Source organism: Streptomyces sp. NPDC058246, assembly GCF_042881985.1.
GTDB lineage: Bacteria > Actinomycetota > Actinomycetes > Streptomycetales > Streptomycetaceae > Streptomyces.
The window spans coordinates 208,806-221,958 of record NZ_JBHVWZ010000014.1; the positions used below are offsets into that span (position 1 = coordinate 208,806).

The 13,153-nt window shown below is 70.3% G+C and carries 11 protein-coding genes and 1 pseudogene; 10 read left to right on the plus strand and 2 right to left on the minus strand.

Annotated features, from left to right (window positions below; all coding sequences use genetic code 11):
- Positions 1-29 precede the first annotated feature (29 nt).
- From ACFVXA_RS22035 to ACFVXA_RS22045, 3 genes and pseudogenes are all read left to right on the plus strand, one after another.
- The gene (locus ACFVXA_RS22035) at positions 30-563 is read left to right on the plus strand and encodes a PadR family transcriptional regulator (protein WP_384397715.1); all 534 of its coding nucleotides are present in this window, start codon (positions 30-32) and stop codon (positions 561-563) included.
- Positions 560-1,222 (plus strand): annotated as a pseudogene (locus ACFVXA_RS22040) (ABC transporter ATP-binding protein); the annotation flags it as partial. The gene ACFVXA_RS22035 and the pseudogene ACFVXA_RS22040, both read left to right, overlap by 4 nt.
- 179 nt (positions 1,223-1,401) lie before the next feature.
- Positions 1,402-2,742: an ABC transporter permease gene (locus ACFVXA_RS22045; RefSeq protein ID WP_384019520.1), complete on the plus strand. Its 1,341-nt coding sequence runs from the start codon at positions 1,402-1,404 to the stop codon at positions 2,740-2,742.
- Positions 2,743-2,920: 178 nt separating this feature from the next.
- Here ACFVXA_RS22045 and ACFVXA_RS22050 read toward each other — a convergent pair whose 3' ends face one another.
- The gene (locus ACFVXA_RS22050; protein ID WP_362018047.1) at positions 2,921-3,457 is read right to left on the minus strand and encodes an HNH endonuclease; all 537 of its coding nucleotides are present in this window, start codon (positions 3,455-3,457) and stop codon (positions 2,921-2,923) included.
- A 282-nt stretch (positions 3,458-3,739) separates the two neighbouring features.
- On the opposite strand from ACFVXA_RS22050, the gene ACFVXA_RS22055 reads away from it, so the two are divergent.
- The gene (locus ACFVXA_RS22055; RefSeq protein WP_390026119.1) at positions 3,740-4,831 is read left to right on the plus strand and encodes a mechanosensitive ion channel family protein; all 1,092 of its coding nucleotides are present in this window, start codon (positions 3,740-3,742) and stop codon (positions 4,829-4,831) included.
- 303 nt (positions 4,832-5,134) lie between these two features.
- On the opposite strand, the gene ACFVXA_RS22060 is transcribed toward ACFVXA_RS22055, so the two are convergent.
- The gene (locus tag ACFVXA_RS22060) at positions 5,135-5,647 is read right to left on the minus strand and encodes a hypothetical protein (protein ID WP_389468350.1); all 513 of its coding nucleotides are present in this window, start codon (positions 5,645-5,647) and stop codon (positions 5,135-5,137) included.
- Positions 5,648-6,333: 686 nt separating this feature from the next.
- Between ACFVXA_RS22060 and ACFVXA_RS22065 the strand changes: the two genes are divergently transcribed.
- The 6 genes from ACFVXA_RS22065 to ACFVXA_RS22090 are packed head-to-tail and all read left to right on the plus strand — an operon-like array spanning position 6,334 to position 13,063.
- Positions 6,334-7,545 (plus strand): ROK family transcriptional regulator, encoded by a 1,212-nt coding sequence (locus tag ACFVXA_RS22065; RefSeq protein WP_362018042.1) that lies wholly within the window; start codon positions 6,334-6,336, stop codon positions 7,543-7,545.
- Positions 7,546-7,595: 50 nt separating this feature from the next.
- Positions 7,596-8,933: an ABC transporter substrate-binding protein gene (locus ACFVXA_RS22070; protein WP_383905999.1), complete on the plus strand. Its 1,338-nt coding sequence runs from the start codon at positions 7,596-7,598 to the stop codon at positions 8,931-8,933.
- Between the two features lie 7 nt (positions 8,934-8,940).
- Entirely contained in the window at positions 8,941-9,885 is a 945-nt protein-coding gene (locus ACFVXA_RS22075) for a carbohydrate ABC transporter permease (protein ID WP_390026121.1), read from the plus strand.
- 3 nt (positions 9,886-9,888) lie between these two features.
- Positions 9,889-10,782 carry a carbohydrate ABC transporter permease gene (locus ACFVXA_RS22080; protein WP_362018036.1) on the plus strand — a complete coding sequence of 298 codons (894 nt, stop codon included), beginning with the start codon at positions 9,889-9,891 and terminating at the stop codon, positions 10,780-10,782.
- A gap of 5 nt (positions 10,783-10,787) precedes the next feature.
- The gene (locus tag ACFVXA_RS22085; protein ID WP_390026123.1) at positions 10,788-12,053 is read left to right on the plus strand and encodes a 6-phospho-beta-glucosidase; all 1,266 of its coding nucleotides are present in this window, start codon (positions 10,788-10,790) and stop codon (positions 12,051-12,053) included.
- Entirely contained in the window at positions 12,050-13,063 is a 1,014-nt protein-coding gene (locus ACFVXA_RS22090) for an N-acetylglucosamine kinase (protein ID WP_383742648.1), read from the plus strand. Before ACFVXA_RS22085 ends, ACFVXA_RS22090 begins: the two co-directional genes overlap by 4 nt.
- Positions 13,064-13,153: the final 90 nt, after the last annotated feature.

The window sequence follows — 13,153 nt, forward strand, 5'->3', positions numbered from 1 at the left end:
ATACATATATCGAGTGCATAATGGTCGCCATGAGCACCCGTCACATCCTGTTGGGGCTGCTCGCCGGAGGACCCAGTCATGGGTACGACCTCAAGCGACGGCACGACGAACGCTTCCCGCAGGCCCGCCCGTTGGCCTACGGGCAGGTGTACACGACCTTGCAACGGCTGGTCCGCGACGGTCTCGCCGAGGTCGACGGCACCGACTCCGACGGCGGCCCGGAGCGGACGCTGTACCGCTCCACCGACGACGGCGCGCGTGACCTGGCCAAATGGACCGCCGAAATCGCCCCGGCCGCCCCCTTCGTGACGAACGAGATCTTCGCCAAGGTCGTCGTCTCGATCCTCGCCTCGGCGGACCCGGCCGGCTATCTGCGGGCGCAGCGCGCCGCGCACATGGCGCGGATGCGTGAGCTGACGGCGGTGAAGACGGCGCCCGGCGCCGATCTCGCGACCGTGCTCTCGGCCGACTACGCCCTCAACCACCTCGACGCCGACCTCCGCTGGATGAACACCACAGCGGCCCGGCTCACCACCCTGACCGCGGAGGTCGACGCAGCATGAGCAACCCACCACTTCTGGCTGCCAGGGGCCTGGCCAAGGCGCACGGTTCCACCCCGGCGCTGCGCGGCGCCTCGGTGGACCTGCGCGCGGGCGAGATCCTGGCCGTCACCGGGGCCAGCGGCAGCGGCAAGTCCACGCTGCTGCACTGCCTGGCGGGCATCGTCCGGCCCGACACCGGCACGGTGGAGTACGCCGGTGAGCGCCTCGACACGCTTCCCGAGAAGCGGCTCGGCGAGCTGCGGCGCACCGACTTCGGGGTGGTGTTCCAGTTCGGGCAGTTGATCCCGGAGCTCACCGCCGTCGACAACGTGGCGCTGCCGCTGCTGCTCGCCGGGACGTCGCGTCGTCAGGCCCAGGAGCGAGCCGGTGAGTGGCTGGAGCGGTTCGGCGTACGGGGGCAGGAGGGACTGCGGCCCGGTGAGATGAGCGGCGGCCAGGCCCAGCGGGTCTCGCTCGCGCGGGCGCTGGTGACCGGCCCGAAGATCGTCTTCGCGGACGAACCGACCGGTGCGCTCGACTCCCTTGCCGGGGAACAGGTGATGACCGCCTTGATCCACACGGCACGCGAGTCCGGTACGACGGTCCTGCTGATCACCCACGACGCCCAGGTGGCGGCGTACGCGGACCGGGAGGTGTCCCTGCGGGACGGAGCGGTCGTCGACCCCGACTCCGTACCCGCCGCCTCGGCCTGGACCTCGTCCGCCGCCTCGCCCTCTTCCCCTTCGTCGTCCCCTTCCCCTTCCTCATCCTCGACCGCCGCTTCCTCTTCCTCGACCGCCGCGTCGCCCTCTTCTCCTTCCTCTGCCTCGTCGTCGTCGATCTCGCCGGAGGTGTCGAAGTGAGGACGGACCTGCGGCTCGCGCTGCTGCTGACCCGTGGTTCCGACCGGCGGGAGTGGTGGCGGGTCACTCTGACGGTGGTGGGCGCGGGGCTGGCCACGGGATTCGGGCTCGCGGCCGTCGCGGTGGCCTCCCTCGACGGCCAGTACGACCTGTCCTTCGCCAACGGTCTGCTCGATCAGCCCGGCGAGCGCTCGGGAGTGGTCCTCGCACTCCTGCTCCTGCTGGTCCCGGTGCTGGGCTTCCTGGGGCAGAGCGCCCGTATCGGCGCCGTGCACCGCGACCGGCGGCTGGCCGGGCTGCGGCTGGCGGGTGCCTCCCCGGCCCAGGTGCGGCGGATCGCCGCGCTGGAGACGGGGCTCGCGTGCCTCGTGGGATCGGCGGTCGTCACCGTCTTCTGCGCGCTGTTCCTGCTGGACGCCTGGCGGCGGCCACCGGCCGCCGTGTGGGTGGGGTTCGCGCTGATCGCGGTGGCCGTGCCCGTGCTGGGTGCGCTGGTGAGCGCGCTCGCGCTGCGCCGCGTGATCGCCTCGCCGCTGGGCTGGGTGCGGCGGGTGCGCCCGACCGGCGTACGGGGACCGGGCCTCGCCTTCCTGCTGGCCACGCTGGTGATCCTGATCACGGGGGTAGCGCTGGCACCGCGCAGCTTCGGCGGGTTCGCCACGGCCCCGCTGCTCGTTTTCACCGTGGTGATTCTCACGGGCGTGGGGGCGGTATGGCTGTCCGGCGCCGGCGCCCGGTTCACGGGCCGGTACCTCGCGGCGCGCACCGGAAACCCGGCGACCCTGATCGCGGCGGAGCGGCTGCGCGACGACCCGTGGGCCGCGGCCCGCACCCACGCGGCCGTGCTGTTGGTGACCGTCGTGGGCACCGGCTTCATGGGGATCCGGCAGGTCCTGCTCGACGACCTGAACGGACGCGATCACGACATGTTCGCCGAGAACATGTCCTTCTACACCACCGGCATCGATCTGACCGGCGCCGCGATCCTGGTCGCCCTGGCCATCACCCTCTCCAGCCTCGCCGTGGGCACCGCCGAGTCGCTGGCCACCCGCCGCCGCGGACTGGCCGCGCAGGTCGCCGCCGGGGTGCCGCAGGCCGTCCTCGGCCGGGCGCTGCTCCTGGAGACCGCCCTGCCGCTCGCTCCCGCGGTCGCGCTGGCCGGCGTCGGCGGCATGGGGATCGGCGCCTGGTACGGGCAGCTCGCGGCCGGCGGATCGATTCCGCTGCTGCCTGCGATCGTCCCCGTGATCGTCTACGCCGCGTGTCTGCTGGCCGCCGCCACGTCCCTGCCGCTGCTGCGCCGCTCGGTCAATCCGGCGGAGCTGCGCTACGTCTGACCTGCGGGAACGCGACGTACGGCGGACAGCCTGCGGACACCGGACCTGCGGCACGCGACGCACGGCACGACACGCGACGTACAGGCACGGCCGGCTCCCCGGGAGGCGCGGGGGTCCTCCTGGGGAGCCGGAACGAGGCGGCGGCCGACGCCGCCGGGGAACACAAAGGCCCGGATCGTCAGGCGGAAATGCCGTCGATCCGGGCCATCGCGTCATCCGCGCCGTACGGCTGCAGGTAGGGCAGCCAGCGCGGGTCCCTATGCCCTGTTCCGATGATGCGCCACGCGAGCCCCGTCGGCGGGGCGGGTTTATGGCGCAGGCGCCAGCCGATCTCGACCAGGTGACGGTCGGCCTTGACGTGGTTGCAGCGGCGGCAGGACGCCACCACGTTGTCCCAGGCGTGCTGACCTCCGCGGGAGCGCGGGATGACGTGGTCGACGCTGGTTGCGACGCCACCGCAGTACATGCACCGGCCGCCGTCGCGGGCGAACAGCGCCCGCCTGGTCAGCGGAACGGGCCCCCGGTAAGGGACCCGCACGAACCTCTTCAGCCGGACCACGCTGGGTGCGGGGACAGTAACGGTTGCGCTATGCATAAAGGCGCCGGATTCCTCGAGGCAGACGGCCTTGTTCTCAAGGACGAGGACGAGCGCGCGGCGGAGCGGTACGACGCCGAGCGGCTCGTACGACGCGTTCAGGACCAGGACATGCGGCACGGATGCCTCCTTGTACGCCGGCGGCGCGTGGCTCGCGCCGGGACGATCTGTAGTCAGTCTCCCCTCATGCCTGGTGGAAGCGCCACCATGTCCCGGTAACGGGCTGGGAGTGTTTTCGACCACACCTCGACCACACCCTCTTCATCCCCAGGTGAGCACAGTCTCTCCCCCGAAGATGGCAACGATCCACACACGATGCCCCGTTAGTGTGGTGGTTCTGCCCGAGCGGTGTCCCACATGTCCCCAGCCGCGGGCAGACCGCTACGCCTGGAGGTACCTGCCGTGTCCCTGCCCGTCCTACTGGCCGCCGGTACGACGCCGTCGCCGTCCCCCTCGACGTCGACGGATCCGACGACCGCCACGCTCCAGGACGCCCAGCAGAGCGCGACCAACGCCGCGAGCTGGATCGAGCAGAACTGGTCCACATGGCTCGCCATCGGTCTACGGGTGCTGCTGATCCTGGTGATCGCGGCGGTGCTGAGGGTGATGGTCCGGCGGGCCATCACCAAGCTCATAGAACGCATGAACCGCACGGCCCAGGCGGTCGACGGCACGGCCCTCGGCGGCCTCCTGGTGAACGTCGAGCGCCGCCGCCAGCGCTCACACGCCATCGGCTCGGTGCTCCGCTCGGTCGCCTCGTTCCTGATCATGGGCACGGCCGCCCTGATGATCCTCGCCACATTCGAGATCAACCTTGCCCCGCTGCTCGCCTCCGCGGGTGTGGCCGGTGTGGCGATCGGTTTCGGCGCACGCAACCTGGTCACCGACTTCCTCTCCGGCGTCTTCATGATCCTCGAGGACCAGTACGGCGTCGGCGACACGATCGACGCGGGCGTCGCCTCCGGCGAGGTCATCGAGGTCGGCCTGCGCGTGACCAAGCTGCGCGGCGACAACGGCGAGATCTGGTACGTCCGCAACGGCGAGGTCAAGCGCATCGGCAACCTCTCCCAGGGCTGGGCCACGGCCGGCGTCGACGTCACCGTCCGCGCCTCGGAGGACCTGGACCGCGTCCAGTCCGTCCTGAACGAGGTCGCCGAGGCCATGAGCAAGGAGGAGCCCTGGAACGAGCGCCTGTGGGGTCCCATCGAGGTCCTCGGCCTCGACAGCGTCCTGCTCGACTCCATGGTCGTCCGCGTCTCCGCCAAGACGATGCCCGGCAAGGCCCTCTCGGTGGAACGCGAGCTGCGCTGGCGCATCAAGCGCGCCTTCGACGCGGCGGACATCCACATCGTGGGCGGCTCGACGGCGGAACCGGAGGAGGAGCCCGCGCCCGACCCGTCGGCGAACGTGGCCGCCCCGTCCGCCCTCGCGAACCCGGCCTCCCCGCAGGCCGCGGCGGCCTCGCCGATCGTGGCGCCGACCACGCCGAAGTAGCGGCGGCATCGCGTACGGAAGTAGCGGCGGCATCGCGTACGAGGGGGCGGTGGCCGGGCGATCCGGGCACGCCCCCTCGTACGTACGTATCTACCCCTCGTATGTACGTATCCAGGTGCACGCCCCTCGTACGCCACTCCGGCGACCGAGACCCCACGGCGCCACCGAGGCCACCGAGCCCGCCGACCGCACGGGAACCACCCCGATGGACGCCGACATCCTGCCCAGCCGGACCACCGGACCAGGCGGACCAGCCGGATCACCGGACCATGCGGACCACCGGACCTGCCGCACCAGCCGCCCCTAAGGCCCCGTAAGACCGCCTCCCGGCGCCGGGGACAGTCCCGTGGCCCGCGCGATCTGGCACACCGCGGCGAAGGACGCTCCCTTCCCCAGGCCCGCCACGCCCAGGAGGCCCTCCTCGTCGCGGACGTCGAGGCACACGTCCCCCGAGGTCGCGTCGAAGGCCATCGTCCCCCAGACGGACTGGCCCCCGCGCCCGGGGCGCCACCGGAAATGGAGCTCCTCGCGGCCCTTCTCGGCGACGAGGAAGACCCTCTCCGACGCCGTCAGTTCGTCGCGGACGCGCTGCTGCCAGCCGTCCGCCACGGGTGCCGCGCGCAGGAGATGGGTCTGGCGCTCGTCCAGCGCCTCGACGGAGAGCGGGACACCGGCCCGGCGGGCCCGCTTCCGCAGCGACAGAGACCCTATGACGGCCACGGCGAGGGCAACGGCGCCCCACGCCAGAAGGGCGGAGGCCGTCTGCTCGCGCAGAGCTCCCCAGGTGAAGCCGTCCTGCCAGAGAGCGATGGCCAACTGAGCACCCGCCAGCGGAACGCACCTGCCCGCGGCCGTGCCCCAGCACGCCATCAACAGCCTCATGAGCTCGCCTTCATACAGTCACTTCCGGAGGGTTCCGCCCGAGTTGGGGACGTTCGGGCCGAGGCCCTGGCCGGGCACCGTACGTCATCAAGAAAACCGGCACCTGTGGAAGGGGCCGCGCAGCCGGGCCACCGTCACCACACGGTGACCTCGGACCACGTCAACACCCTTGACGGACCCGGGGAGAGGGAACTCGGCCGCTGCCCGGCTGTGCCGCGACTGTGCGCACGCCATCGACGCTTTCCCGCCACATCGGACAGATGGCCGCGAATCCGCACTCCTCACGCGCCCACCTGCACACATAAGGGATCGTGATCAAGTTGTAACGGCCACGGAAGCGCGTCGGCCCGGCTCGAACGCTTCGCTCACCCCTGGCCGGAATCAATCCCCCTCACATCACCTCCACCCGCGCCACACCACACCATCCCCGCACCGCCCCCGCACCGGCCCCCGCGGGTAACGAGTCTGTTGCCCCGGGGGCGGTTTCTCTTGACGCCTCCTTCGCCCCGGGCTTACGTTCCTTCCACCCAATAGGAAACTTTCCTAACAGTGATCACCGGATGGACTTCCCTCCCAGGTCACTGGGAAGGTGGGCAGTGGAAAGGCAGGTGTCGACACACATGGCAGGATCCGCCGGTACGCCGGGCACTCCGCGCGTCCTGCGCGCCATGAACGACCGCGCCGCCCTCGACCTGCTGCTCGCGCACGGACCGCTGTCACGCACCCGGATCGGGAAGCTCACCGGGCTGTCCAAGCCCACCGCCTCGCAGCTGCTCGCCCGTCTGGAGGCGGCGGGCCTGGTGCTCGCCACCGGCACCAGCGAGGGCCGCCCCGGCCCCAACGCCCAGTTGTACGTCGTCAATCCGGGCGCCGGGTACGCGGCCGGCCTGGACGTCACCCCCGAGCGCATCCTCGCCGCCGTCGCGGACATCACGGGCCGGACCGTGGGCGAGTACGAGCTGCCCACTCCCGGCCGGCGCTCCGGCCGGCCCGTCGTACGCCAGGTCACCGACGCCCTCGACGGCGCGGTGAAGGCGGCCGGGCTCGCCCGGGACGACGTCCGCCGCCTCGTCATCGGCACACCCGGCGCCTTCGACCCGAACACCGGGCGGCTGCGCTACGCCTCGCACCTGCCCGGCTGGCACTCCCCCAGCCTCCTCGACGAACTCGCCGCCGCGCTGCCGATGCCCGTCGAGTACGAGAACGACGTCAACCTGGTCGCCATCGCCGAGCAACGGCTCGGTGCCGCCCAGGGCCACGAGGACTTCGTCCTCCTGTGGAACGAGGGCGGTCTCGGCGCCGCGCTGGTCCTCGGCGGACGGCTGCACCGCGGCTGGACCGGCGGCGCGGGTGAGGTCGGCTTCCTGCCGGTGCCGGGCGCACCCCTGGTGCGACAGGTGACCAAGGCCAACAGCGGCGGCTACCAGGAGCTGGCCGGTTCACAGGCCCTCCCCGAGCTGGCCCGCGAGCTCGGCATCAAGGACGTCCCCACCGGTCCGTACACCGAGGCCGCCGCCACCCTCGTCGAGCGGGCCGCCGCCCTCGACGAAGGGCCGTACCGGCGGCTCCTGGAGACGTACGCGACCGGGCTCGCCACCGGTCTCGCCTCACTGGTCTCCGTGCTCGACCCCGAACTCGTCGTGCTCAGCGGCGCGTCGCTCACCGCGGGCGGCGAACCGCTGCGCGCCCTGGTCCAGGCCGAGCTGGAGGAGCTGGCCGCGTCCCGGCCGCGCCTCGTCGTCGGCGACGTCCACGAACACCCCGTGCTGCGCGGCGCGTTGGAAAGCGCCCTGGCGGCCACCCGCGACGAGGTCTTCGACACCTCCCGCTAGTCCGTTCCGCTAACACCATCAACCCCGCCCTGCCCTAGGGAGACCTCGCCATGCCCGGAATGTCCCGGAAAGCGGTCGCCGCGCTCGCCGCCTCCGCCTCGATAGCCCTCCTCGCCACCGCCTGTACCGGCCAGTCCTCCTCCGGCCCGAGCGACGACGCGTCCAAGGAACAGACGATCAACTTCTGGCACGCCTGGAGCGCGCCCGGCGAGGTCAAGGGCGTGAAGGCCCTGGTCGCGGGCTTCGAGAAGGCGCACCCCAACATCCACGTGAACATCGTCGGCAACATGACGGACGACAAGATCAACCAGGCGCTGCGCGCGGGCGGCGACAAGGCACCCGACGTCGTCTCCTCCTTCACCACGAACAATGTGGGCAAGTTCTGCTCGTCCGGTGCCTTCGTCGATCTCAACCCGTTCTTCAAGAAGGCGGGCATCGACCCGGAGACGACGTTCCCGAAGGCGATGAACGAGTACACCCAGTTCGACGGCAACCGCTGCACGGTTCCGCTGCTCGGTGACGCGTACGGGCTCTACTACAACAAGACCGCCTTCGCGAAGGCGGGCATCAAGAGCCCCCCGAAGACCTGGTCCGAATTCGAGACGGACGCCAAGAAGCTCACCATCGCCAAGGGCGACTCCTACTCGCAGCTCGGCTTCATGCCCAACTACCACGGCTGGGAGTCCACCACCGAGCACTACTTCGGCCAGTTCTCGCCGACCTACTTCGACAGCAACGGCAAGTCGAACATCGCCAAGGACCCCGCTTTCACAGCCGGTTTCACCCTCCAGAAGAAGCTGGTCGACGAACTCGGCGGCTACCAGAAACTGGAGAAGTACCGCTCCAAGCTCGGTGACGAATGGGGACCCAAGCACCCCTTCCACACCGGTCAGGTCGCGATGCAGCTGGACGGCGAATGGCGGCTGGGCATGGCCGAGGACGCCAAGCCGGACTTCGAGATCGGCGTCGCCCCGCTGCCCGTCCCCGACGACCAGGCGGACCAGTACGGCAAGGGCTACATCACCGGCACCATCGCGGGTGTCGCCGCCACCAGCAAGAAGCAGAACGCGGCCTGGGAACTGGTCAAATACATGACCACGAACACGGACGCGGTGGTCGGTTTCGCCAACGCCATCCACAACGTGCCGTCCACGCTCGCCGCGCTCAAGTCGCCGAAGCTGAAGTACGACCCGCGGTTCAAGACGTTCCTGGACATCGCGTCGAACCCGAACTCGACGACGACGCCCGCGTCCATCAACGGCGGCACCTACCTCGTGACGATCCAGCAGTTCGGATACGACTACGAGAGCGGCAAGGCCAAGGATCTGAAGGCGGGTCTGGAAAGCACCGCCAAGCAGATCGACACGGACATCGCGCAGGCGAAGTAGTACGGCCATGAGCACCACGTACACACTGCGCGCCAAGCGCCGACGGGCGACGCTGAGAACCGCCGCCTTCATGTCGCCCTGGCTGATCGGATTCGCGGTCTTCTTCGCGTACCCGCTGATCTCGACCGTCTATTTCTCCTTCATGCACTACGACGGCTTCAAACCGCCGACGTGGAGCGGCACGAAGAACTGGACGTACGTCTTCGAGAACTACCCGCTGTTCTGGCCCGCGCTGCGGAACACCCTGTGGCTCGTCGTCGTCATGGTCGGTCTGCGGGTGGTGTTCGGACTCGGCGTCGGACTGCTGATCACGAAGATCAAGACGGGCACGGGCGTCTTCCGCACCCTCTTCTACCTCCCCTACCTCGCCCCGCCGGTCGCGGCCACGATGGCCTTCGCCTTCCTCCTCAACCCGGGTACGGGCCCGGTCAACTCGATCCTGGAGAAGGTCGGCATCCCGGCTCCGGGCTGGTTCAACGACCCCACCTGGTCGAAGCCGGCCCTGACCCTGCTCGCCCTGTGGGGCATCGGCGACCTGATGGTCATCTTCATGGCCGCGCTGCTCGACGTACCGACCGAGCAGTACGAGGCCGCTGAGCTGGACGGCGCCTCGGCGTGGCAGCGGTTCCGGTACGTGACGCTGCCGAACATCTCGCCGATCGTGATGTTCGCCGTGGTCACCGGCGTGATCCAGACCATGCAGTACTACACGCAGCCACTGATCGCCGGGAAGGTCGCCTCGGGCGTCATCCAGGGCGCCGGTACGCAGTTCGAGCCCGGCTACCCGGACAAGTCGACGCTCACCCTGCCGCAGCTCGTCTACAACCTCGGCTTCCAGCGCTTCGACTACGGCTCCGCCTGTGTGGTCGCGCTCGTGCTGTTCGCCCTGTCCATGGTGTTCACCGCGTTCCTGATGCGGCGCCGGGGCGGTCTCATCCAGGCAGGTGACTGACGTATGACTCAAGTACTGGACAAGCCCGTGGAGTTGACGGCGCCCGTCTCGCCCGCCGAGCGCACCGCCCGGCGCAAGGCGCTCCTGGAGTGGGTGGCGATCCACGCGCTCGGTGTCGCGGCGGCCCTCTTCTTCGTCCTGCCCTTCGTGTTCGTGTTCCTGACCTCGCTGATGAGCGACACCCAGGCGCTCAGCCGCGATCTGATCCCGCACACCTGGGAGTGGGGCAACTACCGGAAGGTCTTCGACACCCCGGGGTTCCTGACCTGGTGGAAGAACACGCTGCTGTACGCAGGTGCCGGCACCGTCCTCACCGTCGTGTCGTCGATCCCGGTCGCCTACGCGCTCGCCAAGTTCCGCTTCCGGGGCCGGAACCTGTCGCTGATGCTGGTCATCTCGATGATGATGCTGCCGCCGCAGGTCGTGATCATCCCGATGTACCTGTTCTGGGCGAAGCAGCTGGACCTGTCGGGAACCCTCTGGCCGCTGATCGTCCCGATGGCGTTCGGAGACGCGTTCTCCATCTTCCTCCTGCGCCAGTTCCTGATGACCATCCCGAACGAGTACCTCGACGCGGCGAAGGTGGACGGCTGCGGGGACCTGAGGACCCTGCTGAAGGTCGTCCTGCCGATGGCCAGGCCCGGTATCGCCGCAGTCGCGCTGTTCCAGTTCTTTTACGCCTGGAACGACTATTTTGGGCCCCAGATCTACGCGTCGGAGAACCCCGGCGCCTGGACGCTGTCCTACGGCCTGGAGTCGTTCAAGGGCGCGCACCACACCGACTGGAATCTCACCATGGCCGCGACCGTGCTGGTCATGGCCCCCGTGATCCTCGTGTTCTTCTTCGCGCAGAAGGCGTTCGTCGAGGGTGTCACGCTCACCGGAGTGAAGGGTTGACACAGATGAAACTCACCGTGGTCGGCGGAGGGTCGACCTACACCCCCGAACTCATCGACGGATTCGCGCGGCTCAGGGACACCCTGCCCATCGAGGAACTGGTCCTTCTCGACCCGGCGGCCGACCGGCTGGAGCTGGTGGGCGGGCTCGCCCGGCGCATCTTCGCCCGGCAGGGCCACCCCGGCCGGATCGTCACCACCTCCGACCTGGACGCGGGAGTCGAAGGCGCCGACGCCGTCCTGCTCCAGCTCCGCGTCGGCGGCCAGGCGGCCCGCCAACAGGACGAGACCTGGCCGCTGGAGTGCGGCTGCATCGGACAGGAGACGACGGGCGCGGGCGGGCTCGCCAAGGCGCTGCGCACCGTGCCGGTCGTCCTGGACATCGCGGAGCGCGTGCGCCGCACGAACCCGGACGCCTGGATCATCGACTTCACCAACCCGGTCGGGATCGTGACACGCGCCCTGCTCCAGGCGGGCCACAGGACGGTCGGCCTGTGCAACGTGGCGATCGGCTTCCAGCGCAAGTTCGCCGGCCTGCTCGGTGTCTCAGCCGCCGATGTGCACCTCGACCATGTGGGCCTCAACCACCTCACCTGGGAAACAGGTGTGCGCCTCGGCGGTCCCGAGGGCGAGAACGTCCTCCCCAAGCTCCTCGCCGAGCACGGCGAGGCCATCGCCGACGACCTGCACCTGCCGCGCAGCATCGTCGACCGCCTCGGCGTCGTCCCCTCCTACTACCTGCGCTACTACTACGCGCACGACGAGGTCGTACGAGAGCTGCATACGAAGCCGTCCCGGGCCGCCGAAGTGGCGCACATGGAAAGGCAGTTGCTGGCGCTCTACGCCGATCCGGCACTCGACGAGAAGCCGGAGCTGCTCGCCAAGCGGGGCGGCGCGTACTACTCGGAGGCGGCGGTCGACCTCGCGGCCTCGCTACTGGGCGGAGGCGGCAGCCCGTACCAGGTGGTCAACACCTACAACAAGGGGACGCTGCCCTTCCTGCCGGACGACGCGGTGATCGAGGTACAGGCGGCGATCGGCTCCAAGGGACCGGCCCCTCTTCCGGTGCCGCCCGTGGACCCGCTGTACGCGGGCCTGATGGCGAACGTGACCGCGTACGAGGACCTGGCCCTGGAAGCCGCCCTGCGCGGCGGCCGGGACCGTGTCTTCCGTGCGTTGCTCGCGCACCCCTTGGTAGGCCAGCACGCGTACGCCGACGCCCTCACCGACCAGCTGATCGCGCACAACCGGGAGCACCTCGCGTGGGCATGACGTCATCGGGATCCGGCGCCGGGACGGCCGCCGGGTCCGGCCCCGCGGGCCTGGTGCTCGCCGTCGACGCGGGGAACAGCAAGACCGACGTCGCGGTGATCGCCGCCGACGGCGGGGTCGTGGGTACCGCGCGCGGCGGCGGCTTCCGGCCGCCGGCCGTGGGGGTGGAGACCGCCGTGGACGCGGTCGCCGACGCGGTGGGGCGGGCCTTCGCCGAGGCGGGCACGACGTCCGTCGCGCATGTCTCGGCGTGCCTGGCCAACGCCGATCTCCCGGTCGAGGAGGAACAGTTGGCGGCCGCGCTGCACGCGCGCGCGTGGGGCGCGAGTGTGGAGGTGCGCAACGACACCTTCGCGATCCTGCGGGCCGGGATCGCCGAGCCGCGCGGGGTCGCCGTCGTCTGCGGCGCCGGCATCAACTGCGTCGGTATGCGGCCCGACGGCCGGACCGCCCGTTTCCCGGCGATAGGGCGTATCTCCGGGGACTGGGGCGGTGGTTGGGGCATGGCGGAGGAGGCGCTGTGGCACGCGGCGCGGGCCGAGGACGGCCGGGGCGGCCCCACGGCCTTGGCCCGGACCCTGCCCGCCCACTTCGGCCTGGACTCCATGTACGCGCTGATCGAGGCGTTGCACCTCGAACACATCGGCAACGCCCGGCGCCACGAGCTGACGCCCGTCCTCTTCGCCACGGCGGTGGACGGCGACCCGGTGGCGCGCGCCCTCGTCGACCGGCTCGCGGACGAGGTGGTCGCCATGGCCACCGTCGCACTGACCCGCCTCGACCTCCTCACCGAGGAGACCCCGGTCCTCCTCGGCGGCAGCATTCTCGCCGCGCGCCATCCCCAACTCGACGACCGTATCCGCGAACTCCTCACGGTCCGCGCCCCGAAGGCAGTCCCCCAGGTGGTCACCGCACCCCCCGTCCTGGGCGCCGCCCTCCTGGGCCTGGACCACGTACGGGCCCCCGAGCAGGTCCACGCCCACGTGCGGGCGTTCTACGAGGGGAGCTGAGCAACTCCGTCCCCGGCGCCGGAGGGGCTGACTGTGTCCGACCCACCCCCGCATCAGGTGCGGGGGGGGGAGCGGCCGGGGGAGCGGGTG

Bases quoted from the DNA above. Each gene is read 5' to 3' on its own strand.
- ACFVXA_RS22070 (WP_383905999.1), top strand. From the start codon at position 7,596: ATGCCCGGAATGTCCCGGAAAGCGGTCGCCGCGCTCGCCGCCTCCGCC.
- ACFVXA_RS22075 (WP_390026121.1), top strand. From the start codon at position 8,941: ATGAGCACCACGTACACACTGCGCGCCAAGCGCCGACGGGCGACGCTG.
- ACFVXA_RS22090 (WP_383742648.1), top strand. From the start codon at position 12,050: ATGACGTCATCGGGATCCGGCGCCGGGACGGCCGCCGGGTCCGGCCCC.
- ACFVXA_RS22080 (WP_362018036.1), top strand. From the start codon at position 9,889: ATGACTCAAGTACTGGACAAGCCCGTGGAGTTGACGGCGCCCGTCTCG.
- ACFVXA_RS22085 (WP_390026123.1), top strand. From the start codon at position 10,788: ATGAAACTCACCGTGGTCGGCGGAGGGTCGACCTACACCCCCGAACTC.
- ACFVXA_RS22065 (WP_362018042.1), top strand. From the start codon at position 6,334: ATGGCAGGATCCGCCGGTACGCCGGGCACTCCGCGCGTCCTGCGCGCC.
- ACFVXA_RS22035 (WP_384397715.1), top strand. From the start codon at position 30: ATGAGCACCCGTCACATCCTGTTGGGGCTGCTCGCCGGAGGACCCAGT.